Genomic DNA, 26,398 nt, shown 5'->3' on the forward strand with positions numbered 1-26,398 from the left:
AGTGATGCTGTGTCTTTATGGGAAGACAGGCAGTAGCCCGATACCCGCTTGCTGTTCAAACCCCATCATGATATTGGCATTTTGAATGGCCTGACCGGCTGCCCCTTTAACTAAGTTATCAATGACAGAAACAATCGTGACACGCTTTGTTCGTTCGTCAAATGCAACACCGATATCGCAATAATTTGATGCACTTACTTCTTTAGTAGACGGAAATTCACCAGCTTTTCGAACGCGAACGAACGGGGAGTTTTGATATGTATCTACATATAGCTGATGAAGCTCTTGTACTGAGCTTTCTTTAGAAAGTTCAGCGTATATTGTACTCATAATCCCTCGCGTCATTGGAACTAAGTGCGTATTGAACGTAACGTGGCCAATTTCTTCATCCCACTTTTCTAAAATAGATTCGATTTCTGGGATATGCTGATGTTGATTAACTTTGTATATTTTCATATTTTCATTGATTTCAGCATAATGAGCCATTTGCGAAAGACCGCGTCCTGCTCCTGAGATCCCGGACTTTGCATCAATGATAATAGAGTTTGATTTTACCATTTGTTTACTAACGAGGGGAGCTAGCCCAAGCAGTGTAGCTGTTGGATAACACCCCGGGTTCGCAACGAACGTACTGCTTTCGACTTCGTCTGCAAACCATTCTGATAATCCATACACAGACTGCTGTAAAAATGCTTCAGCTGCAGCAGGCTTTTTGTACCATTTTTCATAAAGCGCTTCTGTTTTTAATCTAAAATCTCCAGATAGATCTACCACTTTTATTCCTTCTTCTATTAATTGAGGTACAAGTTTGCTAGAAACACCGGACGGAGTTGCTGTAAACACTAAATCTAATTCTTCAGCCATCTTCTTAGGGTTTATATCTTGCAGCGTATATACAGTATTAGAAAGGTGAGGATAAACTTCTGCTAGTTCCATCCCATCCTGAGAGGATGAATAAACTGCATAAACATAAAAATGTGGGTGATTCGCTAACAAACGAATCAGTTCTACTCCTCCATACCCTGTTGCTCCAACAATTCCTACCTTGTATTCTTTCATTTTAAAACTCCTTTTTCCACGTATCTATTTGAATTATTTATCATTATAATACCGTATAAAAATAAAATCAAATGAATATTTAAAAAATCCAACACTTTATTCTATATTTTTAAACATTTTTATTTATTCATAAGTTTTTATTTTTATAACTAACTTTCTATTTTTGTTTAGAAATTGTTCACAGATATTTTTGGAAAACACTGGTTGTTTTTGTGTATAATAAGAATATCGATAAAAATCATCCGTATGATATTTTTTATACGGCCAGTGGACGTACAGCATATACAGACTGTTCTAACTTAATAGATTAATAAGTAGCAGTCGCAAAAATTTTAATTAAAAGGTGATAACATGATAAACATCACAACGGATTCTTTTTCAAATGAGCTGCAGCAATTTTTTATGAACTTTGATCATAAACTTTCGTTTAAAAAAGGTGACTTTCTCTTTCAAGAAGGTTCACCTTCAACTCATTTATTTTTTATTACGTCAGGGGCCGTGCAAGTAGGTAAAGTGACGCCGGAAGGACGCGAGCTGACGCTTCAGCTGGCGAGTTCCGGAGACTTAATCGGGGAAGTCATGCTGTTTTGCGGATCTACTCCCCATATGCTTCAAGCAAAAGCTATTGAACCTTGTACGGCAATCAGTATTCAAAAACGGTTGTTAGAAAACGAACTAGCACAATACCCTGCTCTTTCTATGGAGTACATGAAGTGGATGGGACTACAAATTAAGCGAATGCAGACAAAATTTAGAGACTTAATTCTCAATGGAAAAAAAGGTGCTCTTTATTCTACTCTGATCCGCATGTCTAATAGCTTTGGAGTAATGAAGCCAAATGGTATTTTATTAAACGTAACGTTAACCAATCAAGAAATCGCCAATCTATGCGGGACATCTCGAGAAGTAGTCAATCGCATGCTCGCTGAGTTGCGAAAAAACGAAGTGATTTCAATGGCAGATGGAAAAATCATCATTCATAAGCTTTCTTTTTTAAAGAAAGAAATAGACTGTGAGGACTGCCCTGTGGAATTGTGCAGAATTGAATAAGAAAAAAAGCCATCGTTGATGGCTTTTTTCTTATTGAACACCTAATGCAATTTTAGCGTAGCGCGTCATGCGATCTTTATCCCATGGCGGATTAAATGTGATATTCACTTCTACATTTTCTACTTCTTCAAGCGAAATTAATTGTTTTTTCACTTGTTCGCCAATCACACCAGCCAGCGGGCAGCCGATAGAAGTTAACGTCATCGTCACGATAACAGTGTTGTTTTCTTCCATTTCTACACCGTACACTAAGCCTAAATTTACGATATCAACGCCAAGCTCTGGATCAATTACTTCTTCTAGTGATTCCATGATTTTATCTTCTAACTGTTTATCCATATTCATTCTCCTTTCTTTTACTTCCGTAATTATCTTCACGTATTAAATATACCCTTAAACAATTTATCGTAAGCAATCAATAACTATGTCTTACACCGTAACAAGACAGCTTTTGCATGTCAATCGTTCTGCTTTGCTCCTAAGGAAAAGTTGTGTAAAATATGGGAATACAAGCATGAGTATTAGTAGAATTCAATATAATCGTATAACTACTTCAATTTAAAAGGAGCCCTATATGAGAAACGATCAACACTTAATCGCCTTAGATCTGGATGGAACATTGTTAACGAATGAAAAAACCATTTCACCTACAACGAAACGGGTATTAGAAAAAGCAAAACAAGAAGGACATATTGTAATGATTGCAACTGGTAGACCTTATCGTTCCAGTGCTATGTATTACAGCGAATTAGATTTATCCACGCCTATCGTAAACTTTAACGGAGCGCTTGTCCATCACCCCCTTCAGCCTGATTTCGGCACGCATCACGAACCTTTAAACCGCCGCACTGTCCATGACATTGTGACAGCTATGCAAGACTATCGCATCAACAATATCATGGCAGAAGTACAAGATGATGTGTATCTTCATTTTGAAGATCGAAAATTAATGGATGTACTTAGCCTAGGGGATCCTAAATTACAAACGGGTGATTTGCGTCATACGCTGCAGCACGATCCAACGTCTATTTTAATTCACGCAGATGAAGAACATGTACAAGATATACGCTCTCACCTTTCAGATGTTCATGCAGAAGTACTAGAACATAGACGCTGGGGAGCACCTTGGCATGTCGTTGAAATTGTAAAAAAAGGACTTAATAAAGCTGTAGGTCTTGAGCGCGTAGCTAATCATTATCAAATTCCACGCGAACGAATTATTGCGTTTGGAGATGAAGACAATGATTTTGAAATGATTAAATTTGCAGGACACGGTATCGCTATGGAAAATGGCATTAACGAATTAAAACAGCTAGCGCGTGAAGTAACAAAATCGAATGAAAATGATGGTATTGCTTATTATTTGGAAAAAACGTTAAATTTATAACTTAGCTTTTTTTGAAAAGCAAGGTAAATTTTTATCGCTATCATTTTTTTTATTTAGCACACACTATAACCGACACTTCTTAAGGTGTCGGTTTTATTTATATTACGAGGAGGAATTTATGATGGGCAGAGGCAATCGATCAAAACGTTTTGTGAAACAAGGTGCAGACGCAGTTCAAAAACATGATGAACGAATTCCTTATCATATGACTATGGCAGAGGCAGAAGCATTTCAAGCTCAGCAGCGCCAAACTCCTCATGGAGGACAGTAACTTATGAAAAATTCACTTTTTGGTCAAGTAAAAGATGCGATTCGAAATGCAGTATCCGGCCATTCAGAAGATCAGCTTCACCGTCAAAAGCACAGCAATGGTGAGCTTGATATTTCAGAAGGCGTATTAAATAGTATTGCTTCTAACGCTTCTCCTGAGGAGCAAGAGCAGCTGAAGCAATTCCAAAACTCATTGCATCAAGCGTATGATACAGATGGAGAATCACATTCACAAGAGAAAAGCGCAGACATTACGTCTGATACGCTGTCTCATATCGTTCAGAATGCTTCTTCCGAAGAGAAGGCACAGCTTGAACAGCTTCAAAACACTTTAGAAGGCGGGCAGTCTCACGCTCACGGTAAAACTCACACGTCCAGTGAAAGCGTGGCAGCTGATATATTATCTCATGCACAGCAAAATGCTTCTCCTGAAGAAAAGAGCCAGCTTGAACAGCTTCAAAGCACTTTAGAGGGCGGGCAGTCTCACGCTCACGGTAAAACTCACACGTCTAGTGAAAACGTAGCAGCTGATATGCTGTCTCATGCACAGCAAAGCGCTTCTCCTGAAGAACAAGCTCAGCTTCAGCAGCTTCAGAATACATTGGGAGCTGCTGGTCAAAATCATCAAACGTCTCAGGCTCATACGTCTGCAGCTTCTGATGAAAACATTGCAGCTGATATGCTGTCTCATGCGCAGCAAAATGCTTCTCCTGAAGAACAAGCTCAGCTTCAAGAGCTTTCTAATGACTTAAAAGGCACACATTAATACAAAGGGTCCAGGTAATGAATACCTGGACCTTTTTTAATCCTTGCGAAACAAACCAAAGATTCCCGTTGTCTGAACGATATTGGTAAATGCTTTAGGATCTACCTCTTTAATCACTCGCTCCAAGTCAAATAATTCGTATCTAGTCAAAACAATCATCAGCATTTCTTTATCTTCGTTTGTAAAGCCGCCTTTAGCCGGTACCGCCGTAATCCCTCGCACAAGTTTGGCGTGAATCGCCTTTCTTAGCTCCACTCCTTTTTTCGTTACGATCATTGCTGTGAGTTTGACATGACGCGTATGAATAACATCAATGACGCGAGTAGTTGTATAAAGCGTCACAAGCGTATAGAGTGACTTCTCAGCACCATATAAAAGACCTGCTAGCACGATAATAATTGCGTTTAATATGAACATATAAGTGCCAATTGGTCGGTCCTTTACTCGAGATAAAATCAGGGCAATAATATCGAGCCCACCAGTTGAAGCTCCAAATTTCAACGTAATTCCTACCCCTACCGCTAAAATAACGCCTCCAAAAACTGCGTTAAGGATGATGTCTTTAGAAAGTGCTTGAATAGGAATAATTCCAAGAAACAAAGTTGTTGCAGCAACGCTGATAAAGCTGTAAACAGTAAATGACTTCCCAACTTTTTTCCACCCTAAAATAGTTACAGGAATATTTAACAACAACAGCAGCACTCCAGTGGAAATAGTAAAAGGGGTGTAATCTGTCACGATACTCGAAACAAGCTGCGCTACTCCTGTAAAGCCGCTCGAATATACATTAGCAGGTATCAAAAACAAGTTGAGCGCAAGCGCATTCAATAATGCTCCTACCAAGACGACTATCGCTTTTTTTGTTTCAAGCCACATATTCAAATGACCGACCTCCGCTTTTTTAAAACTTCTTACTCTCCTATACCCATTTATAAAATGAATAAAGTCAGCATCTTTAAAATAGTTAGTACATATAGTATGTACGATTTGGCAGAATTAAAAAAACTTATTCAAAAATTGTATTTTCCTCAAAGTGCTTATACACTAATACTATGTCGTATATAACGCTTCTCAATGTTTATACATCAAATTCATTTAATATTTTATAAATGCAATTAGGAAGGTGACATTTATGTCAATTAAACTTTTAACCGATAGTGCAAGCGATTTGCCTTTATCCTTTTTTCAAGAAAATAACGTTGGCTTTTTACCACTTCGCGTAAGCCTGGATAATCAAGAATTTTTAGATCTACAAACGATTGAGCCAGCTTCTGTCTACGAAGCCATCCGTAAAGGCAAGATGCCAAAAACATCTCAAGCGGCTCCAACTACTATGTATGAAGTCTTTGAAGACATAGCTAAATCAGGTGACTCATGCGTTTATTTAGCTTTTTCTTCAGAATTATCCGGTACATATCAAACAGCAATGATGATTCGAGAAGAACTCCTAGAAAAGTATCCCGATTTTCAATTAGAGATAATCGATACGAAATGTGCATCTCTTGGCCAGGGAGTAGTTACTTATTATGCAGCACAATTACTACAACAGAACCTCTCACTAGTAGAGATGACAGAAAAAATAAAGCAATACGCGCTGCATATGGAACATATTTTTACGGTCAATGACTTAGATTTTCTTGCTCAAGGAGGACGCGTGAGCAAAGCTTCTGCTTTTGTAGGAGGTCTGCTTAATATTAAGCCGCTGCTTCATGTGGAAGATGGAAAATTGATTCCAATCGAAAAAATCCGCGGCCGTAAAAAAGTATTTAAGCGCATGCTTGATGTAATGGAAGAGCGAGGAAAAAACCTCTCTTCTCAAACCATTGGAATTAGCCATGGAGATGATTTAGAAACAGCTCTTCAGCTGAAAGAGATGATTCAAGAACGTTTTGGAACCAAACATTTTATTATTAATATTATTGGTGCAGCCATAGGTTCTCACTCTGGCCCAGGGACGATTGCAGTCTTCTTTTTGAATGAAACCATCGAATAATTTAAAGAGGTCAGGGCATTCTAAAGATACGACCAAAAAGGGGTGTATCACAATGCCAAAAACGAGCGATAACGATAAAAAAGCAAAAGATAATAACGCAAAGCTTCACGAAAAGAATCTGCAAGCTAAGCATAACCGTGAGCTTGGAAAACATTCATTTTCTAAAAAAACTGATCACTTATAAAAAGAAGCCGCTGAATTTTCAGCGGCTTCTCCTTTTAGTTTTCTTCTTTTTTAAAATATGTCCATCCTTCTTCTTGATAAACTTTTCCTTCTTTCATCAGTTTACCAAGCGCACGTTTGAACGCAGCTTTACTCATATTAAAGCGCTCGCGAATATCTTCCGGATAGCTTTTATCCCAAAATGGCATAACGCCACCGCGGCTTTCCATGTAATCGTATAGTACTTGTGCATCTTCATCCATGCTTTCTTGCTTGCGCGGAAGAAGCGATACGTTTAGCGTTCCGTCTTCTTTTACATTAATTACGCGGCCTGTTACATACGTACCAAGCTTTGGTTCTTTGCGTCTCTCGCTTTCATGAATAAATCCAACATATCCTTCATCTGTCATAATAAATGAACCTACGCGCAGTACGCGATAGATGTATCCGCTCACTTCACGATTAAAAAGTTCGGGCGGAGCATCTAATGCCATTGCTTTCATCACATCGTCTGTAGCAATTTTTCCGTACATCTTACCGCGCTTTGAAATCTTCATTGTACAGTAAACTTTGTTTCCGACTTCTGGCCACAGATCTTCTAGGGCAGGTAAGTCTGTTGAACCAATTAACATATCTTTGTTCATGCCGATATTTACAAACACGCCCAAACCTGGATTAACATCTACGACCTCGACCCACTCATAAACACCTTCTTCAACAAGAGGTAAGTGCATCGTTGCCGTTAAACGGTCATGCTGATCAAGGTATAGAAAAACTTCCACTTCTTCTCCTTCAGCAAGTTCTCTTGTTGTTTCATTTTTATGTAGCAAAATTTCTTCTTCACCTTCTGCTAACATATAACCAATCGGCGTTTCCCGGTTTACTGTTAAATACGCTTTCATCCCAGCTTCTACATTCATCGTTCTATCCATCCTTTATATAAATTAGTAGTGATTATTCCGTCACCACATACCTTCTCACTTTGCATCGAACAGCATTTTAACTTTCAAATCAACTTAAATGCATGCATTGTTTAAAAAAGCTGCTTCTATAGCTTACAACAAAAAGCATAACTTGTATTGTATCAATTACCGGCTCTCTATTCAATATCAGTTGTATACAGTTTGTGTTTTATTTATAATAAAAGAACAAACTCTTTACATATGGAGGTTATTATGGCTAAAGATAGTTCATTTGACATTGTGTCACAAGTCGATTTATCAGAAGTAACAAACGGCATTACCATGGCAACAAAAGAAATTAAAACCCGCTACGATTTTAAAGGTAGTAAAAGCGAAATCTCGCTTGAAAACGAAGAGCTTGTTCTTATTTCTGATGATGAATTTAAGCTTGAACAGTTAAAAGACGTACTGATCTCCAAGCTTATTAAACGCGGCGTACCTACACGCAATATCTCATATGGAAAAATTGAGAACGCCTCTGGAGGAACGGTTAGACAACGCGCCAAGCTAATTCAAGGTATCGACAAAGACAACGCTAAAAAGCTAAATACAATTATTAAAAATACCGGTTTAAAAGTAAAAAGCCAGATTCAAGATGATCAGCTTCGCGTAAGCGGTAAAAATCGTGATGACCTGCAGCAAATTATTTCAGCTATTCGCAGCGCTGATTTACCTATTGACGTACAATTTATTAATTACCGCTAAAAAAATGGATGCTCCGGCATTCATTTTTTCTTTTAAAGCCTTTTTTTATTCGTTCAGGCTTATTCCTATGCATAGATACACTTTCTTAACAAATACTAGTATACGCTTACATACTCATATTAATTAAGGAGTGTATACCAATGAATCAAAATCAAAAACAAAACTTCCCTCCTCAGCATCAGCAAACTCAGCCAGGTATTGAGAAAGATATGCATCCAATCCCTACCTCTATCGCTCCAGACTATAAGGCAAGCGGAAAATTACAGAACAAAGTAGCTGTTATCACCGGAGGAGACAGCGGTATCGGACGTTCTGTCGCTTATCATTACGCTAAAGAAGGCGCAAATGTTGTCATAACCTACCTTAATGAACACGATGATGCAAATGAAACCAAAAAACAAGTTGAACGAATGGAAGCTTCTTGTTTATTGCTTGCTGGCGATATAGGAGATGAGCATTTTTGTCAAGAAGTCGTCTCAAAGGCGATTCAGACTTTCGGAAAAATAGACATCTTAGTCAATAATGCAGCTGAACAGCATCCTCAAAAAAGTATTACGGATATTACGACTGAACAGCTTACTCGTACGTTTCAAACGAATATTTTTTCAATTTTTCATCTGACCAAAGCTGCATTGCCTCATTTAAAACAAGGAAGCGCTATTATTAATACAACGTCTGTGACAGCTTACCATGGGCATGATCAGCTGATTGATTACTCTTCAACCAAAGGTGCTATCGTTGCTTTTACACGTTCTTTATCAGCTTCGCTCGCAACAAAAGGCATTCGCGTAAACGGCGTAGCTCCGGGACCCATTTGGACACCTCTTATTCCGTCTACGTTCGACGAACAGCAAGTTGCGACATTTGGGTCTAATACACCTATGAAACGGGCAGGACAGCCTTCTGAGCTCGGACCGGCCTATGTATACTTGGCAAGCTCTGATTCTTCTTATATGTCCGGGCAAGTTCTGCACATTAATGGGGGATCTATTGTAAACGGATAACATTTCTCTTCGGTCATTCATTTATTTTTATGTGGAAACACTATCAGAATTCAGCTATTTTTGTTTAAATAGAGATATGAACACCGCTAAAGGAGAGTATTTGAATGACCGATACATTAAGCACTCTTAAACATATATACGAAACCATTTTAAATAAAGTCGATGCCGGTATCCATGCGGTCGATGAAACAGGAAAAACTATTATTTATAATGAAAAGATGACAAAGATGGAGCTGATGGATGAACAAGACGTTTTACATAAAAACTTGTTAGATGTGTTTATGTTCAAAGAAAATCAGCAAAGCACGCTTGTACAGGCGCTGCAAAAAGGAAAAGAAACGGTTAACGTCAAGCAAACGTATTTCAACAATCAAGGACAAGAAATTACGACGATTAATAATACCTTCCCTATTTTAAAAGACGGGGTCATTCAAGGAGCGGTTGAAATTGCTCAGGACGTGACGAAACTAGAGCGTCTAATCCGGCAAAACATTAGGCAAAAAGGAAACACACGCTTTACGTTTGATAGCATCATTGGAAACAGTCAAGCGGTTCATGATGTGATTGAAGACGCCAAGCGCGCTACTAGAACTCCTTCTTATGTCTTAATCATTGGAGAAACAGGCACGGGAAAAGAACTGTTTGCTCAAAGCATACATAATGGCAGCAGCCGCTCTTCTGCTCCTTTTATTTCACAAAACTGTGCTGCGCTACCGGATAATTTAATTGAAAGTCTTTTGTTCGGTACGAAGCGCGGAGCTTTTACAGGTGCAATGGATAATCCTGGCCTTTTCGAACAAGCGCAAGGAGGCACATTACTGCTAGATGAAATCAACTCGTTAAACCCAAATCTTCAGGCTAAGCTTCTTCGAGTGCTGCAGGAAAAAACCGTACGAAGAATTGGGGATACAGTGGACAAACCGGTTAACGTTCGAGTGATCGCGAACATGAATGAAGATCCAATCGATGCAATTGCAGAAAACCGATTACGCAAAGACTTATATTATCGACTTGGCGTCGTGACGCTTTTTATTCCTCCTCTTCGTGAACGAAAAGAAGATATTATTGAATTAACAAAGTTTTTCATCAAAAAATACAATGATTTATTTCAGATGAATGTAAAAACCGTAGATCACCAAGTCATGTCTTCTTTTCTCTCTTATGACTGGCCAGGGAACGTACGGGAATTAGAACACATTATTGAAGGTGCAATGAACTTAGTAATGGACGAAGATGTTATTCACTATTCTCACCTTCCTTTCCAATACAGAACGAAGTTCCAGCTAAAGCAGCATGAACATTTTGAAAATAAAGCAAGCAGTGACGCACCTTCTTATCCAAGCGCTTTTCACCCTTCTCTTCCTTTAAAGGAACAGCTGTTAGCGTTCGAAGCAGAATGTATTAAACAAACGCTTGAACAACACAGCCACAACATCTCAAAAAGTGCTAAGATACTAGGGCTGACTAGACAAAGCTTGCAGTATCGTATGAAACGATTAAACATCCGCTCTAAATAAAAAAGAAGTGCACAGTGCACTTCTTTTTTATTTTGCTTTATAAACCGGTGAATCCGATTGTTTTTGATCAATATTTTTCTTGATTCCTACGTGATAATACACGTAGAGCACAATGATTAAAGGGACACCACAGTAAAGACCAATTCGTTGATCCGGAATAAAAATTAAGCTGATTAATACAAGTCCATACAAACAAAAACCTAGAATAGGAACGAACGGATAAAGCGGCGTTTTAAATTTCAATTCCTTTATGTCTCCTCCTTCCGCTAAAAAACGACGGCGGAACATAAATTGAGAGGCACAAATGGACATCCAAACAATAATGGTCACCATTCCTGAAATCGAAATAAACCAAAGATATACGGTTTCAGCAGCCACGACGCTTGTAATCAACGAGCACCCTGAAATAATCATTGTCACAATTAATGCGTTAATTGGAACACCTTTTGAAGATAATTTCTTCAAAGGTTTTGGCCCCATATTGCTGTTTGACAGTGACCAAAGCATACGAGAAGCAGCATAAACGCCGGAGTTCGCCACTGATAGAACGGCTGTTAAAATGACAAAGTTCATGATATCCGCTGCGTATGGAATGCCAATTTGATCTAATACGGCAACAAACGGACTTTCAATGACGCCTGCTGTTTTGTATGGCAGAATAGAGACTAAAACAAACATAGCTAACACAAAGAAAAACAGCGTTCTCCAAATGACGTTTCGAATAGATCTCGGCAACGTTTTCTCAGGACTTTCACTTTCTCCTGCTGCAATGCCGACAAGCTCCGTTCCTTGAAACGAAAAGTTAACCGTTACTAAAGTCAATAAAACTGCCAGTATTCCATTTGGAAAAAGACCTGCGCCTTGGGTGAAATGTGAAAGAAACGGTGCGGGTTCTCCTCCCTTGAAATCGATAAAACCAAAAACAGCAGCTCCTCCAATTAAAATAAATAGAATAATAGCCGTAACTTTAATACTCGAAAACCAAAACTCAGTTTCAGCATAGCTTCGAGCAGAAAGAGCGTTAATTAAAAATGTAATGACGCCAAAAATCAAGCACCATGACCATATAGGTACATCAGGAAACCACCTCTGCATTAAAATTCCTGCTGACGTAAATTCAAGCCCCGTCGTATTTGCCCAGCTGAACCAGTACAGCCATCCAATCATAAAGCCTGTAGAAGGCCCTAAAAACCTTGTAGCGTATTCTTGAAAGGAACCTGAAACCGGCATTGCTACCGCTAGCTCTCCTAAACAAAGCATAACTAAGTACATGAGGAAGCCGCCTATTACATATGCAAGAATGGCTCCTCCCGGCCCTGCCTGGCTAATAGTAAAACCCGAACCTAAAAATAGGCCTGTTCCAATCACGCCTCCTAACGCAATCATAAATAAATGTCTGCTTTTCATTGTTCTCTGTAATTGGTTTTGTTCTGTATGTCTATTCATCGGTACCTCCGTTCTTCATTTTCTTATATGTGGTTTGTACAAGCATGCCTACTTTTTAGCATCTGAACAGTTGTTTCTTGAATCAACTTAGGAAGAACTCCGAACGAATAAGGCTTATACACTCGCTCTGTCCACTTATGTCCGTCTTTCCCATATACTCCTATATTGATGGACGGAATATTTAACTCTCGAATTTCACGGAAAGGAATCGCCCCTGCAATCCCCCACCCCGGAAAGTTACGTGTAAAAGCATCGATTTCCTCATCTGTCTCATGAAGAGATAAAAAGCTGCCATCCGCTAGGTAGGGAAAAAATTTTTTAAACTGAAACGTCTCTCCCGTCTGTTTTCCAACCTTCTCCACAGCTGCTTGCAAGGGATAAAGAAGCTGCTGATCTCTGCTTTCGTCTTTCTTCAAGTGATTATGAGGCAAGTAAGGCGGTGCAAAAAAGACAATTACGCGCGGACTTTGATGCAGATCTAACTTTTGAAGTTCTTCAATTACTTTAAAGCACCTTGTTCTAAGTTCTAAATGCCCATACTGTTCGAAAGCTCGTTCAATACAAGCCTGAGCATTTATCCCTTTTTGATCCAATTCTTCCAGGTAATCTTCCAAACTCACAACATCCACTTTCCAAGACAAGTTTCGCTTTGGTAAATTCGTTCTCCAAACAAAAAGTTCGTAATAATCAGAAAGTTTTTTCTCCACTTTTTCACATGCTTCGATTGATAATCCAATTAATTGACTCATCACTTCTTTTGCCGTTCGTTCATAGATGAAATAGTTAAAATACAAATGACTGCTTACAGCAGTTTGCACATTATAAGCCTCTTTATTATCTCGTTGATACAGACAGGAAGGTGGCAGTACCAGCTCTCCTTCAATATTTTCAGCTAGATTAATATTGTTATGGATGCTTCCTGTAATCTCAGATGCAATCAAATTAGGATCTATACCAGCAAGCGTATCTCCTACGTGTACCTCCCTTCCGTAAATATAAAAACATGGAAGCAGTTTCCCAGCGGCTCCTGTATAAATATAGCGCGTGGAATCTCCATCGTAAAGAGGTGTAATAAAGTCGGTATTAATCGCTGCTACATATGAAAGATTTTTTTCTTTTTTCAAACGGTTCAGTTCAGAAACGGCAGAAATAATTCCAGCATGCTGACTTTCCTCATCTGGGTTGACCATAAAAAGGACGTTTCCTTCTAGTTTATTTAGATGCTTAGTAAAATGCAGCACATTGGCTAAATGTACAGCAATTCCACTTTGCATATCAACGGCTCCTCTTCCAAACATCCATTCACCTGAGCGAGCATCTCGCTGTACATCTTCATTAATGTTATGCGTAGAGAAATAGCGCTGAAGTTCTTCTGGATCTAATGCTATGTCTTTTAATGGACCAAAATCTTCAATGCCAACCGTATCTAAGTGAGCGTGATAAATCATTGTTTGAGCATTTTTTTTGCTGCCTTGAATAAAAGCAAATACATTTTTTCTACCTAGCGTATCGCCATTAATTTTCTGTTCCCAAACGTGGAGGGGATTTTCTTTGAAATAAGGAAAACTTTGAAGCGTGTTTTTAATGAAATCAGCAATCTTTACTTCGCCGCTTGTCCCATTGATACTTTTGATTTTCACTAACGCTTTTGTTAAACATTCAACTTGCTCTTCCATGCTTAGCTGTGAGAGTTGGATATACACTTCTATTCCTCCTGCCTATCAAATAAAAACGTTATTTAGCTGCATATGAATAAAAATAGTACGATATATACATATCGTACTATTTTTATTTATTTTAAACCGATTACTCAGCAAATACTTTTTCAATTCGTTCAATTGCCCAGTCTAACTCTTCTTTTGAAATCGTTAGCGGCGGAGCAAAACGAATAACCGTACTGTGCGTTTCTTTACAAAGCAAACCTTGGTCTTTTAATTTTTCACAATAAGGACGAGCTTCTTCGTGTAATTCTACCCCAATGAATAGACCTCGGCCGCGCACTTCTTTAATAACTGGATTGCTTAAGCTTTGGAGCTTCTGCTTGAAATAAGAACCTAATTCTAATGAACGCGCTGGAAGTTCTTCATCTTCAATTACTTCCAAAGCAGCTAATGATACGGCACAAGCAAGCGGGTTTCCTCCAAATGTTGAACCATGAGAGCCAGGGTTAAAGACACTTAAAATGTCTTCATTAGCGACTACGCAAGAAATAGGGAAAACTCCTCCTCCAAGCGCTTTACCTAAAATCAGCATATCTGGTTCTACGCCTTCCCAATCACAAGCAAACATTTTGCCTGTACGCGCTAAGCCAACTTGTATTTCATCAGCAATAAATAGCACATTATGTTCTTTACATAAATCAGCTGCAGCTTTTAAGAAGCCTTCTGGAGGTAAAACGATACCTGCTTCACCTTGAATTGGCTCAATTAAAAATGCGGCTGTATTTGGTGTAATAGCATCTTTTAACGCTTCTAAATCACCATAAGTAATGGTTTGAAGCCCTGGAAGCATCGGTCCAAAACCACGTTGATATTCTGCTTCAGACGATAAGGAAACAGCTGTCATTGTACGACCGTGGAAGTTGCCCACACATGCGATGATTTGTGCTTGATTTTCAGCAACGCCTTTCACATCGTAAGCCCAGCGGCGTGCAGCTTTAATGGCTGTTTCCACCGCTTCTGCTCCCGTATTCATTGGAAGAGCCATATTTTTATTTGTTAATTTACAAATCTTTTCATACCATGGACCAAGCTGATCATTATGAAAAGCTCGTGACGTTAACGTTACTTTATCAGCTTGACGTTTTAATGCTTCAATAATTTTTGGATGACGATGTCCTTGGTTAACAGCGGAATAAGCACTTAGCATATCCATATATTTATTATTTTCTGGATCGTGTACCCATACGCCTTCTGCCTTTTCAATTACAATCGGCAGCGGATGATAGTTGTGTGCCCCAAATTTTTCTGTTTGCTCAATGATTTTCACCGTTTTTTGTGTTTCAGTTGTCATATTTACTCCTCCTTATTTTCTAATTAGAATGTTTCAGATGTTGTTTTTGCTTGCATGTGAAGAACAAGATAATCCGGTCCGCCTGCTTTTGAATCCGTTCCTGACATATTAAATCCGCCAAAAGGCTGGTAACCCACAATCGCTCCTGTACATCCTCTGTTAAAATACAGATTTCCAACATGGAACTCTTCACGAGCGCGCTCAATATGCTCGCGGTTGTTTGATAATAAAGCGCCTGTTAATGCATATTCTGTATTGTTTGCAATCTCCATCATATGATCAAAATCTCGCGCTTTAGAGAATGCTACTACCGGACCAAAAATTTCTTCTTGCATGAGACGAGCTTTTTCATCTACATCCGCAAAAATAGTTGGCTGAATAAAGTATCCAGTTGAATTGTCTGCTTCTCCTCCCGCAACAAGCCGTCCTTCTTCTTTTCCAATTTCAATATACGATAATACTTTGTTATACGACGCCTCATGAATAACAGGTCCCATATAAGTTGAAACTTCTTCCGGGTTTCCAACGGTTAATGTTTTTGTTAGCGCAACTGCTTTTTCAAGCACTTCATCATACACATCTTGATGCACAACAGCACGAGAACCAGCGGAGCACTTTTGCCCTGCAAAACCAAATGCAGAGTATACAATTGAAGAAGCAGCTAAATCAAGATCCGCATCTTTGTCTACAACCACCGTATCTTTTCCGCCCATTTCAGCAATAACGCGTTTTAGCCATTTTTGGCCCGGCTGTACTTTTGCTGCTCTTTCGTAAATGCGGCAACCTACTGCGCGCGAGCCGGTAAATGAAACAAAACGTGTTTTTGGATGTTCAACTAAGTAGTCACCGATTTCAGGTGTAGCACCAGGAATAAAGTTTAATACGCCTTTCGGTAAACCTGCTTCTTCCATTACTTCTACAAATTTCGCTGCTACTACAGGAGTGGCATCAGCTGGCTTTAATAAAATCGTGTTGCCTGTTACGATAGCTGCTACTGCTGTTCCAGCCATGATAGCTAACGGGAAGTTAAAGGGTGAAATAATAATACCTACGCCAAGTGGAATATAATTGTACTGATTATACTCACCGTCTCGACTCTGTACTGGAGAACCATCTTTTAACGTCAGGACTTGACGTGCATAGTACTCTAAAAAATCAATTGCTTCTGCTGTATCAGCATCTGCTTCGTTCCAAGGCTTTCCTGCTTCTTTTACAAGATAACTAGAAAATTCATGCTTTCTGCGACGGATGATGGCCGCTGCACGGAAAAGAATATCCGCGCGATGTTCTACTTTCCATTTTTTCCACGTTTCAAAAGCTTTTAAAGCTGACTGCATCGCTTGCTCTGCTAAGTCTTTATTTACTGTAGAGACATATCCAATCACTTCTTTTATATTCGCTGGGTTAACAGACGTAATTTTCTCTTCAGTTTCCACTTTTTCACCGTCGATCACAAGCGGGTACGTTTTGCCAAGCTGTGTATTTACATATGTTAATGCTTCTTGAAATGCCTTTTTATTGTTTTCGTCCTTAAAATTTGTAAATGGTTCATGAGAATAAGAAACTACCATGATATATACCTCCTAGTATGCAAATCTTTGTTTACTTTATAGTTATGCAAATAGCGTGCCAACTTTTAATAAAACTTTACAGCCTATTTGTCATCAAGGTTTTCACCACTTATATCATTCTTTCTTTTTGATAAAGGAAAAAATAATTGGCACGTGTGTATTTTTTTTTGCACTTTAAACGCCAATATCTTTGGCACAGAAAATATATTGAGACATACCAAAATCAATCCAATCTAAAAACGAAAAAATCCGAACAAGTTTGATTCTCCATCAAGAATCAAACTCGTTCGGATCTTCCTTCAACTACAATACTTTTGTCCCAGCCTCTTTTCTCTTTGTATATAAAGTTATCTCTTCGTCATTTGAATGGTTTTACAGGATTGTCTTTCAATCATTTTGTGGGGAACGCGCACTTGTTCTGCAACAGCATATGGCGTTTCAATCTGCTTAATCAAGCAGCGTACAGCCTGATAACCAAGTTCAAAAATATTAATATCAATAGATGTGAGAGCAGGTCTAGCCATTTCGGCGATCAGAACATTATTAAAACTGACAATCGAAATGTCTTCAGGAACCGAAATCCCCATTTCATCCAATGTATTTAAAACGCCTAATGCCATTAGATCGTCTGCTACTACCAGAGCTGTTGGACGTTCTTTTAGAGATAAAAGTTCGCAAACAGCTTCTTTTCCTCCCTTTTGTAGAAATTCTTCATGAATTACATACTCGTCCCGGTAAGGAATGTTTGCTTTTTGAATCGCTTTATCATAGCCTGTTAAACGGTCAATGGTAACGACTAATTCAAGACTTCCGCCAATAAAAGCAATACGCTCATGTCCAGATTTAATTAAATATTCCGTCGCTTCTTTTCCAGCTTTAAAATTATCATTATCAACAAACGTGATGCTTTCACTATGTTTAAACGGCTTTCCAATAACTACAAACGGCACGCTCTGTTCTTGCAAATAAGAAAGTACTTGATCATCAACTTTGGAGTACAGCAAAATTAATCCATCCACTCGTCTTCCCTGTACCATTTGAACAACTTCTGCAAAAATCTCTTCTTCTGTTTCTCCAGTGGACATATAAATCGCTCTTTTGTTTTCGTGAGCTCCGGTGCTGATTCCTCTTAGCACTTCGGGAAAGAACGGATTTTGAAACACCTTGTCTGCTGAGCTCGGCATCACTAGGCCGACTGCCTCTGTCGTTTGATTTGCTAGACTTCGCGCAATAATATTTGGGTGATAACCAAGTTCTTTCATAGCCGATCGCACGCGCTGTTTTGTTTTTTCACTAATTCTTGAGCTGTCTGCAATGACGCGAGATACCGTCGAAGGGGCTACATTTGCTAAATTTGCCACATCTTTTATTGTTACACCCATAATTCCACCTCTTAATTATGTTTTCTTCATTAATACTTATAATACTTATCCAATATAATTTGACAACTACGACGCGCTGTCCTTTTTACGAGATTGAGAAATTTTCTTTTCTTTTCTTCTTTTTGAAGATGCTTTGTACAAAAAGATGCCAAATCCCGTATAAACAGCAGCAACCGCTGCGATATATCCAATATTAACCCCTGACTTTTTCACTACTTTATATACATTTGTGGTCTCAGGCTCCAATGAAATGTTGTATACATCGTCAACGGGTCGTATAATTCCTTCCGTTATTAACCCTCTTAGTTCATTTTCTTTTCCAACTTTTTTAAGCGGGACATTAATGGCCGACGTTTCCTTTGTATTATTAATCACAACAAACGTCGTTTCGTCCTTATACCTTCTCTTGTATACAGCCACACCTTGTTGCTCAGACACAAGGGTAAAGCTTCCTTTTCGAAGAGAAGGCGACTTTGCTCTAAGTTCAGCCAGTTTTTTTAAATGATCTATAATATCGGGATTAGCTAAAAAATTCATCATGCCATAATTTTCTGCTCCTTTTCCCCCATTCAGCGCAATTTCCGTTCCATAAAAAACGATTGGTACACTCGGCGAAGTATAAAGATACGAAAGCCCTTGCTTTGTTCGGGCTCCAGGATGATTTTCACTCTTTAATGCTTGTGCTGTAAAACGCGTGCTATGAACATCATCTAAAAAATTGGCTAAAGGCTGATTACTTCCTTTTCCCCACTTGTCATACAACATTTTCTGCGGACGATTAGTACCGCTAAACGTAGCAGCAGTGGCTTCGGCTAGCGTTCTATCTACAAGCAAATCTACTCCTAACGAATCAGCCTGCTCATTTTTTTTAAATGGTTCCCCGTTTATTTCTCCTATTAATAGAAAAGAAGGATCCATGCTTTTTAGCGTCTTAGAAAAGGATGAAATAAATGCAGAAGGGGCTTGATCGATATCTTTAACGTAATATCCGTCAATATCTGCTTGTTTGCCCCACCAAGCAGCATTTTTAATAAGGTATTTCTGCACAGCGCTTTCGTTTAAATTAAGGTGAGGCAATGCTTTAATTACTTCGTTATCTGTACCGGATTTATTACTTATCCATGTTTGTTTTTCTTTATCTGCTACCCAGGGATGATTGTTACTGATTGTCAAAGGAAATTCGACCATAATTTTTATATTGCGCTCATGTGCTTTCTTCACAAGATTTTGTAAGTCTTTTAACGTTCCAAAATGATCGTCTATTTTATAATGGTTGGTCACCGCATATCCATGATAGCCTGTCTCATCATTTTCCATAAAAGGAGTTAATAAAACAGCGGTAAATCCCATCTCTTGAATATAGTCTAACTTTTGTGCTATTCCCTGTAAATCGCCTCCATAATAGGCATCTGAACGTTCATAGTTAACATTTCGATCATTCTGTTCACTTCCGTTATAAAAACGGTTGATCATCAATGAGTATATTACCTCATCACGTATATCTTTATGATCTTGCGCTGAGGCACTGCTTCCAAAAAGCAATAGTAGTATAAGCAGCATACTTGTCCTTTTCCATTTCATCTATTCCCCTCCTATAGACGAACTGTTTCAAACTCACTTTTGTTTCCATTATAACGTTAACGCTTACATTATTGTTAAATAAGTTGATAAAAACAAAAAAAGTGATTAAAAGTTTTTACTTTTAATCACTTTTTTCCATCTATATGCTGCTATACCGTCTCATTTACGTTCGAGATATGAGGTTTATCCGATACTTTACCAACTTTATTTAATCGATCAATCAATCCAACACCAAATTCAGGATGAAGGTTACCATCTGCTGTCGCTACGAAACTTTCACGAAATTCGTATGCGGATGAACCGTGTTCAGCAAAATCTAAACCAGCAATTTCTTCTTGGCTGAGACTTTTTTCTTATTTACATAATAGTTAACGCTTTCATATCTTTTCAAAAAAAAGTAACGCAAAGGAAAAGTAATTCCTTTGCGTTACCCCGTAGAAATAGATGTCATAATTTTCTTTTTCACTTGACTTGTGACAAAGTGCTTTTCTGTAAATACGTCATAATTTTCTTTTCGAATTTTATCAAGAATCGCTCGGTATAAATGCGCCGCTCCTGTGAGAGGCAAACGAGAAGCGACCGGATATTTATGAATCGACTGAAGTCCTTTTATATAATACATCTCCGCTTCTTTAGCCAGGTGCTCCCACATCTCTATAAATTCAGAAGTGACCCACCGGTTCTCTAATAGCATGCGCGTATATCCGTAAGAACTCATAAGGTCTTTCGGTAAATAAATGCGCCCTCGCTCTAAGTCTTCCCCAACGTCTCTTAAAATGTTGGTCAGCTGCATCGCAATGCCTAATGCAACTGCTTCTTCTTCTAATTCTTTATGAGTAGTTGGAGCTAAAATCGGTAAAAGCATTAACCCTACCGTACTCGCTACATGATAAGAATATGTTTTCACTTCATCAAGCGTATCGTATTCTTTTTTTACTAAATCCATTCTCTGGCCGGTAATCATATCATCAAACGCTTGAACATTCATCTCATATTGTTCAAATACATTGCGCAGAGCTACCCACATGGCGCTTTCGTTTAATAGTTCTCCATTTTTAAATCGAGCAAATTCTGATTCGAATTGCTGCAGCTCTATTTCAGGGTTGCATCCTTCATCTACAATATCATCGACTTGACGGCAAAATGCATATACTGCCCATACTGCCTTTCTTTGTTTTGACGGCAGCATGGAAAAAGCTTTGTAAAACGTTTTTGAGTTTTCTTTAATAATTTCTTCACACTGATTGTACGCTTTGTCTAACGAAATGTTCATCATATAGGACCCCTTTCTCTATTAAAGGATAAACCATCATTTCCTTATGGCTTACAAGATCTTAAGAAAGCTTTGCAACCGTTTGAACAGATGATTGTTCAATAAGATGATCAGCTAACATTTTTGCTCCTTGCATAACAATTGGCACGCCTCCGCCTGGATGAATAGATGCTCCGACTGCAAAAACATTTTTATATTCGTACGGCTGGTACTGGGGTCTGAATACGCCTGATTGAAACAGCTCAGGAGCAATACCAAAGCTTCCTCCTTCGTAAAGTCCAAATGCTTGAGCATCATTTGGCGTGCGTACTTTTACCCATTCTAGTTCTTTACGAAGCTCTTCAAACCCTTTTTCTTCTAAAGTTCGAATGATTCCATCAACAAAATCTTGCTGATTGCTCCAATCAATGTGGCCGCCTGATGGAACCGGTATAAGTGCATATAGCACACTTTTCCCTTCAGGGGTTAACGATGGATCAATAACAGAGGGATTAAATGTATAAATAGCGGGATCTTCAGGAATCGTTTTATGCTTAAACACTGCTTCCATATGTTTAGCTAAATCATTGCCCATAAAGTATTGATGCACATTGTGATGATCATATTTTCTCTTCAAACCAAGATAAAGCAGCAGACAGCTGGACGAAGGCACATACTTCTTTTCTTTTTTTTGAGCAATTTTCGCCATATTAGGAAAGTCGCCATTTAAAACAACTTGATCAAATGGATAAAGTTTTTCGTCAACAATAACCCCTTCCGTTTTGTCTCCTGATATAGAAAGCTCTTGAATCGCCTTATTCAAATGAATGTTTACACCTTGCTCTATCAGCGCCTTTTCAAGAAGTGGCACAAGACTTGCGTATCCGCCTTTTACGTAATAGATGCCATGAGCATGCTCACTGTAAGGAACAAGGGAATAAATAGCTGGCGCCGAATAAGGATTTCCTCCAATATAGAGAGATTGCAGGGAATAGGCATCTACTAGACGTTCATCATGGAAATACGTTGAAACAAATTTTCTCATTGATTTATTTGCATTCATTTTTTTTAATGCCTTGATGTTTTGCCATGTCCAAAAATCTCGTTTATTTACAAATGTTTTTTCCAAAAATGCCTTACTTCCTAATTCAAATCGCTTTTTTAATTCAGTCATAAAACGCCGGTAGTTTTGCTCTTCGCCTGGAAACAAACGGCTAATTTCCTCTAACTGATCTTTTTCAGTCGCTTTTTTTGTATAGGTCGTACCGTCTGGAAAATGAATATCATAAAGTGGATCACAGCGTATTAGTTCATATTGAGAAGCAGAAATGCCTGCTTCATCTAAAATACGTTCAAGCATTAAAGGCAGTAAGACAATCGTGGGACCTTCATCAATTTTATAACCATCTTTTTCTACAAACGCCAACCGGCCGCCCAGCTTGTTTTCTTTTTCGAAAATATCAACAGAAAATCCTCGTTTGCTTAATAACAAAGCGGTAATCAAACCGCCTATGCCGCCTCCAACAATTGCGGTTCTCATAATGCACTCTCCATTTCCTTCATGGTTTTAAACGGCTCATTCAGTAATTGTCCGTCTCTTTTTAAGATGAGCTTTGTCGTAATGCGAGATGATTCCAGAATAGTTGGTAGACCGCTTCCTGGATGAGTTCCTCCTCCAACTAGCCAGCAGTTTTCTAATTCTTCAAATTTATTATGCGGACGCAGCACCATCATTTGAGTGAGCTGATGTCCAAGATTAAATGTCGCTCCTTTATAGACCAGCACGTCTTCTTCCCACTGCTTTGGTGAAATGATTTTTTCAACTTCAATATGACTCTCTAAATCTTTGAAGCCCGTTTTCTTTTCTACAATTCTTAATACTGCATCCCGGAAATCTTTTTGTTTTTCATCCCAGTTTACGCCGCTGAAATTATTTGGAACCGGCGCTAAAATATAAAGAGCAGACTTTCCTTCTGGCGCTAAAGTTGGGTCCGTTACCACAGGGTTTTGAATGTAGATAGAAGGGTCTTCTGAAAGAGCTAGCGTTTTTGTGATCTCTTCTACATTTTTTTTATAATCTTCAGCGAACACAATCGTGTGATGAGGCAGATCTTTGTACTGTTTGTCTATGCCTAGATAAATCATGAAAGTAGAACAAGAGTATTTTTTCTTTTCAAGTTTTTTAACTGCATATTTTTTAAGGGTACCTTCATCTATTAAATTCGTCATCGCATGAGCAAAATCTCCATTGATAATGACGTCGTCTGCACCTATTCGCTCTCCATTTTCTAGAATAATTCCTTTTACTCTCTTATTTTCAACCCATAGTTTTTGGACACCTTGGTTTAAGTGGATGTGCCCTTGATGTTCTTCCACTACTTTTGCCATTGCTTGAGATAGTTGGTTTACTCCTCCTATTGGATGGAAGATACCGTAAGCATGTTCCATAAACGATAAAATAGAAAAGGCTCCTGGACATTCCCAAGGGGACATTCCCAAGTACTTCGACTGAAAAGTAAAAGCTAATTTCAATTTCTCATCAGTGAAATACTTGCCAAGTACATCATAGAGCGTTTTACCTAAGGATAAGTGCGGCAGTGCTCGAATTGCTTCAGGCTTTAAATAGTGATGAAAACGATCCATCTCGCCCTGCAATAAAGGCAGCAAAGCCGCCATCTTTGCTTCGGTGTCTTTCATAAAGCGCTCATAACCTTCTCCGTTTCCTGGGTATAAACGTTCGATTTCTTCTTTCATCTTTTTATGGTTATCCGTCATCTGAATCTGCGCATCATCGAAAATAAGCTCATACATGAGATTTAGACGTTTTAAGTCCATATAATCATGCGCATTGCGATTAGCAGCTTGAAATAATTCTTCAAAAATCTGTGGCATGCTCAAAAATGTAGGACCCATATCAAACGTATAACCCGACATTTTAATCGCTGAATTTCGCCCGCCCACGTATCCTTGCTTTTCATATACATCTACTTTATAGCCATGACTTGCTAACAGCATCGCTGCCGCTAGTCCTCCTGGACCTGCTCCAATCACGATTACGTTTTTTTGCATACATACACTCCTAATCCTATACAATAGTTATACAAACATTATACAAAGCTTTATTATTAAACACAACGATAAACTGCTTGTCTTTATTCGAATCATAAAATTACCAATAACTAAACCATTAAAATATGACGTTTGTACCATTTTTCCAGGGTTTCAGTACACTTTCCCTTTATTCGGTGCTTTCAAGCTTTTATTTTATATCTATGTAAAGTTATACAAAAATAGACTGCGGTCTTCTTCTCTAGTTAAACGTACAAAAAAGAGAAACAGATGACTTTATTTCATAAAAAAAACCCTCTGTACTGAGAGGGTCCTGTCATTCCACAATTTGAATATTATTGTGAGTAAACCAGACGTGAATTTGAGCTAGATGAGCTAGCAGCTGAGGTCCTGTCATTAATTGACCAAACCACGGTGCTTTAAATCCTTCTCCGCCTGTATCAATAATATGCTTTAACTGTTGCTTATCAAAAAATTCATGAAGAGGTGACTGTTTATCTTGTAAAAGAGATTGAAGCCATACAGTTACAGCTTTTGTATAAGCTGGGTTATGCGTTTTAGGATAAGGGCTTTTCTTGCGATAAAGAACGTCATGAGGCAAAATTCCTTCAAGCGCTTTTCGTAAAATCCCCTTCTCTTTATTGCCCGTCATTTTCATCTCCCACGGAATATTCCATGCATATTCCACAAGGCGATGATCTGCAAAAGGTACCCGTACTTCTAAGCTCGCGCCCATGCTCATACGATCTTTACGATCTAATAAAGTTGTCATAAACCAAATCTGATTTAAATAAAACAGCTTTCTCCGCTGCGCATCTTCTAACGATTCACCCTCTAATTCAGGCACTTCCTTTAATGTTTCTTCATATCTTGCACGCACATAATCTTCTAACTGTAATTTCTTTCTCCATGAACTTTGCAGCAAATCAATTCGAGCATCTAATGAACGCATCCACGGGAAGGTATCCGAAGACAAATCATGTTTTCGGTGAAACCACGGATATCCTCCAAAAATTTCATCCGCACATTCTCCTGATAAGCTCACGACAAAATCTTGTTTGATTTCACGGCAAAACCAAAGCAGCGATGAATCTACATCAGCCATTCCAGGAAGGTCTCTCACCTCTACAGCCTCTGTTAAATGCTGCACAAGGTCCTCCGTTGAAATAATGCAGCGGTGATGATTTGTTTGAAACGTATCCGACATGAGCTTGATATAAGTTCCATCAGAATTTGGCTGAAACTCATTTGCTTTAAAAAATTTATCATTGTCTTCATAATCGATAGAATACGTATGAAGAGAGCCCTTGCCGCTTTCTTTGAACGCATTTGCAGCAATTGCTGTAATGGCGCTTGAATCTACTCCACCTGATAAAAATGTACAAACCGGGACATCCGACACTAGCTGTCTTACAATCGCGTCTTGCACTAAAAATTTAACTTTTTCTGTAGTTTCACCTAAATCATCTGTATGCTGCTCACTTTTCACGTTCCAGTATCGCCAAATTTTCAACCCGTTACGAGTAAGCGTGAGCGCGTGAGCCGGGCGCAATTCATTTATTTCTTTAAATACGCCGTGGCCGGGAGAACGAGAAGGTCCTAAGCCAAACACTTCTGCTAATCCATCTAATCCTACTTCCGCTTTCACCTCAGGATGAGCTAATATCGCTTTTAATTCCGATGCAAATTGAATTCCACCTTCATAAGATCGATAGAATAAGGGCTTCACTCCCATTCTGTCGCGTGCTATAAATAACTTTTCATTGGCTTCATCCCAGATTGAAAAAGCAAAGATACCGTTAAAATGATCTACGCATGATTCTTTCCATTCTATATAAGATGTTAGAAGTACTTCCGTATCTGAATGTCCCTGAAATTGATAACCTCTTTTTAGTAATTCTTTCCGAATATCTTCCGTGTTGTAAAGCTCTCCATTATAGCAAAGCGTATAGAGCTGTTCATTTTTTTCTCTTGTCATGGGCTGTCTTCCGCCTTGAGGATCTACTACAACTAAGCGTTTGTGCCCAAAAGCAACATGCTGCTGTGTCCATACGTTGGTGTCATCAGGACCTCTTTTCGATAAAGTGTCAGCCATTTTTGTTATTGTTGCTGTTTCATTTAAAAGCGATCGCTTTAAGTCGACCCAACCCGTTATACCACACATCGTTTATCATCCTTTCTTTCACGCTCTTGTTTATGAATGAAATAAT

Annotated in this window: 23 protein-coding genes; 9 read left to right on the forward strand and 14 right to left on the reverse strand. The window is 38.7% G+C overall.

Annotated features, from left to right (window positions below):
• Positions 1-15: 15 nt before the first annotated feature.
• Positions 16-1,059, reverse strand: a complete 1,044-nt coding sequence (argC, locus tag ACFX4R_RS09690; protein ID WP_043980519.1) for an N-acetyl-gamma-glutamyl-phosphate reductase — start codon at positions 1,057-1,059, stop codon at positions 16-18.
• 351 nt (positions 1,060-1,410) lie between these two features.
• Here argC and ACFX4R_RS09695 point away from each other — a divergent pair, with 351 nt between their 5' ends.
• The gene (locus ACFX4R_RS09695) at positions 1,411-2,109 is read left to right on the forward strand and encodes a Crp/Fnr family transcriptional regulator (protein WP_162213613.1); all 699 of its coding nucleotides are present in this window, start codon (positions 1,411-1,413) and stop codon (positions 2,107-2,109) included.
• A 30-nt stretch (positions 2,110-2,139) separates the two neighbouring features.
• Here the strand turns inward: ACFX4R_RS09695 and ACFX4R_RS09700 are convergent, their stop codons facing one another.
• A complete protein-coding gene (locus ACFX4R_RS09700) occupies positions 2,140-2,448 on the reverse strand; it encodes a metal-sulfur cluster assembly factor (protein ID WP_013055384.1) in 309 nt (102 codons plus the stop codon).
• Between the two features lie 235 nt (positions 2,449-2,683).
• On the opposite strand from ACFX4R_RS09700, the gene ACFX4R_RS09705 reads away from it, so the two are divergent.
• The 3 genes from ACFX4R_RS09705 (at position 2,684) to ACFX4R_RS09715 (ending at position 4,532) form a co-directional block, all read left to right on the forward strand.
• Positions 2,684-3,496 carry a Cof-type HAD-IIB family hydrolase gene (locus tag ACFX4R_RS09705; RefSeq protein ID WP_050691042.1) on the forward strand — a complete coding sequence of 271 codons (813 nt, stop codon included), beginning with the start codon at positions 2,684-2,686 and terminating at the stop codon, positions 3,494-3,496.
• 121 nt (positions 3,497-3,617) lie between these two features.
• Positions 3,618-3,767: a hypothetical protein gene (locus tag ACFX4R_RS09710; protein WP_013081728.1), complete on the forward strand. Its 150-nt coding sequence runs from the start codon at positions 3,618-3,620 to the stop codon at positions 3,765-3,767.
• Positions 3,768-3,770: 3 nt separating this feature from the next.
• Positions 3,771-4,532, forward strand: coding sequence for a DUF3813 family protein (locus tag ACFX4R_RS09715; protein WP_377569436.1), 762 nt, complete (start codon positions 3,771-3,773; stop codon positions 4,530-4,532).
• A gap of 36 nt (positions 4,533-4,568) precedes the next feature.
• On the opposite strand, the gene ACFX4R_RS09720 is transcribed toward ACFX4R_RS09715, so the two are convergent.
• On the reverse strand, positions 4,569-5,408 hold the full coding sequence (locus ACFX4R_RS09720) for a YitT family protein (RefSeq protein ID WP_025749916.1): 840 nt from the start codon (positions 5,406-5,408) through the stop codon (positions 4,569-4,571).
• Positions 5,409-5,664: 256 nt separating this feature from the next.
• On the opposite strand from ACFX4R_RS09720, the gene ACFX4R_RS09725 reads away from it, so the two are divergent.
• A complete protein-coding gene (locus tag ACFX4R_RS09725) occupies positions 5,665-6,525 on the forward strand; it encodes a DegV family protein (protein ID WP_043980523.1) in 861 nt (286 codons plus the stop codon).
• 52 nt (positions 6,526-6,577) lie between these two features.
• Positions 6,578-6,709, forward strand: a complete 132-nt coding sequence (locus ACFX4R_RS09730; RefSeq protein ID WP_013055378.1) for a DUF3941 domain-containing protein — start codon at positions 6,578-6,580, stop codon at positions 6,707-6,709.
• A 34-nt stretch (positions 6,710-6,743) separates the two neighbouring features.
• On the opposite strand, the gene ACFX4R_RS09735 is transcribed toward ACFX4R_RS09730, so the two are convergent.
• Complete coding sequence (locus ACFX4R_RS09735) at positions 6,744-7,607, reverse strand: CvfB family protein (RefSeq protein WP_013055377.1); 864 nt, start codon at positions 7,605-7,607, stop codon at positions 6,744-6,746.
• A 255-nt stretch (positions 7,608-7,862) separates the two neighbouring features.
• Between ACFX4R_RS09735 and ACFX4R_RS09740 the strand changes: the two genes are divergently transcribed.
• The 3 genes from ACFX4R_RS09740 to ACFX4R_RS09750 all read left to right on the forward strand — a co-directional run bounded on the left by ACFX4R_RS09740 (position 7,863) and on the right by ACFX4R_RS09750 (position 10,875).
• Positions 7,863-8,354 (forward strand): YajQ family cyclic di-GMP-binding protein, encoded by a 492-nt coding sequence (locus tag ACFX4R_RS09740; protein ID WP_013055376.1) that lies wholly within the window; start codon positions 7,863-7,865, stop codon positions 8,352-8,354.
• Positions 8,355-8,494: 140 nt separating this feature from the next.
• Complete coding sequence (locus ACFX4R_RS09745) at positions 8,495-9,358, forward strand: SDR family oxidoreductase (protein WP_016763019.1); 864 nt, start codon at positions 8,495-8,497, stop codon at positions 9,356-9,358.
• Between the two features lie 104 nt (positions 9,359-9,462).
• Positions 9,463-10,875: a sigma-54 interaction domain-containing protein gene (locus ACFX4R_RS09750; RefSeq protein ID WP_028407442.1), complete on the forward strand. Its 1,413-nt coding sequence runs from the start codon at positions 9,463-9,465 to the stop codon at positions 10,873-10,875.
• 27 nt (positions 10,876-10,902) lie between these two features.
• Here the strand turns inward: ACFX4R_RS09750 and ACFX4R_RS09755 are convergent, their stop codons facing one another.
• From ACFX4R_RS09755 to asnB, 10 genes are all read right to left on the reverse strand, one after another.
• The gene (locus ACFX4R_RS09755; protein WP_043980524.1) at positions 10,903-12,321 is read right to left on the reverse strand and encodes an amino acid permease; all 1,419 of its coding nucleotides are present in this window, start codon (positions 12,319-12,321) and stop codon (positions 10,903-10,905) included.
• Between the two features lie 23 nt (positions 12,322-12,344).
• Positions 12,345-14,024, reverse strand: coding sequence for a M20/M25/M40 family metallo-hydrolase (locus ACFX4R_RS09760; protein WP_377569438.1), 1,680 nt, complete (start codon positions 14,022-14,024; stop codon positions 12,345-12,347).
• A 103-nt stretch (positions 14,025-14,127) separates the two neighbouring features.
• Positions 14,128-15,333: an ornithine--oxo-acid transaminase gene (locus tag ACFX4R_RS09765; protein ID WP_377569440.1), complete on the reverse strand. Its 1,206-nt coding sequence runs from the start codon at positions 15,331-15,333 to the stop codon at positions 14,128-14,130.
• 23 nt (positions 15,334-15,356) lie between these two features.
• Positions 15,357-16,904 (reverse strand): L-glutamate gamma-semialdehyde dehydrogenase, encoded by a 1,548-nt coding sequence (pruA, locus tag ACFX4R_RS09770; protein ID WP_014461625.1) that lies wholly within the window; start codon positions 16,902-16,904, stop codon positions 15,357-15,359.
• Between the two features lie 347 nt (positions 16,905-17,251).
• Complete coding sequence (locus ACFX4R_RS09775) at positions 17,252-18,286, reverse strand: LacI family DNA-binding transcriptional regulator (protein ID WP_377569442.1); 1,035 nt, start codon at positions 18,284-18,286, stop codon at positions 17,252-17,254.
• Positions 18,287-18,352: 66 nt separating this feature from the next.
• On the reverse strand, positions 18,353-19,867 hold the full coding sequence (locus ACFX4R_RS09780) for an alpha-amylase family glycosyl hydrolase (protein ID WP_165575573.1): 1,515 nt from the start codon (positions 19,865-19,867) through the stop codon (positions 18,353-18,355).
• Between the two features lie 427 nt (positions 19,868-20,294).
• On the reverse strand, positions 20,295-21,143 hold the full coding sequence (locus ACFX4R_RS09785; RefSeq protein WP_340447622.1) for a phytoene/squalene synthase family protein: 849 nt from the start codon (positions 21,141-21,143) through the stop codon (positions 20,295-20,297).
• Positions 21,144-21,201: 58 nt separating this feature from the next.
• Positions 21,202-22,659, reverse strand: coding sequence for a phytoene desaturase family protein (locus ACFX4R_RS09790; protein WP_377569444.1), 1,458 nt, complete (start codon positions 22,657-22,659; stop codon positions 21,202-21,204).
• The gene (locus tag ACFX4R_RS09795; RefSeq protein ID WP_043980535.1) at positions 22,656-24,188 is read right to left on the reverse strand and encodes a phytoene desaturase family protein; all 1,533 of its coding nucleotides are present in this window, start codon (positions 24,186-24,188) and stop codon (positions 22,656-22,658) included. The genes ACFX4R_RS09790 and ACFX4R_RS09795 overlap by 4 nt, the downstream gene beginning before the upstream one ends.
• A 316-nt stretch (positions 24,189-24,504) precedes the next feature.
• Positions 24,505-26,352 (reverse strand): asparagine synthase (glutamine-hydrolyzing), encoded by a 1,848-nt coding sequence (gene asnB, locus ACFX4R_RS09800; protein ID WP_025749930.1) that lies wholly within the window; start codon positions 26,350-26,352, stop codon positions 24,505-24,507.
• Positions 26,353-26,398 lie beyond the last annotated feature (46 nt).

The organism is Priestia sp. YIM B13490 (assembly GCF_042787735.1).
In the GTDB taxonomy this organism is placed as follows: Bacteria; Bacillota; Bacilli; order Bacillales; family Bacillaceae_H; genus Priestia; species Priestia megaterium.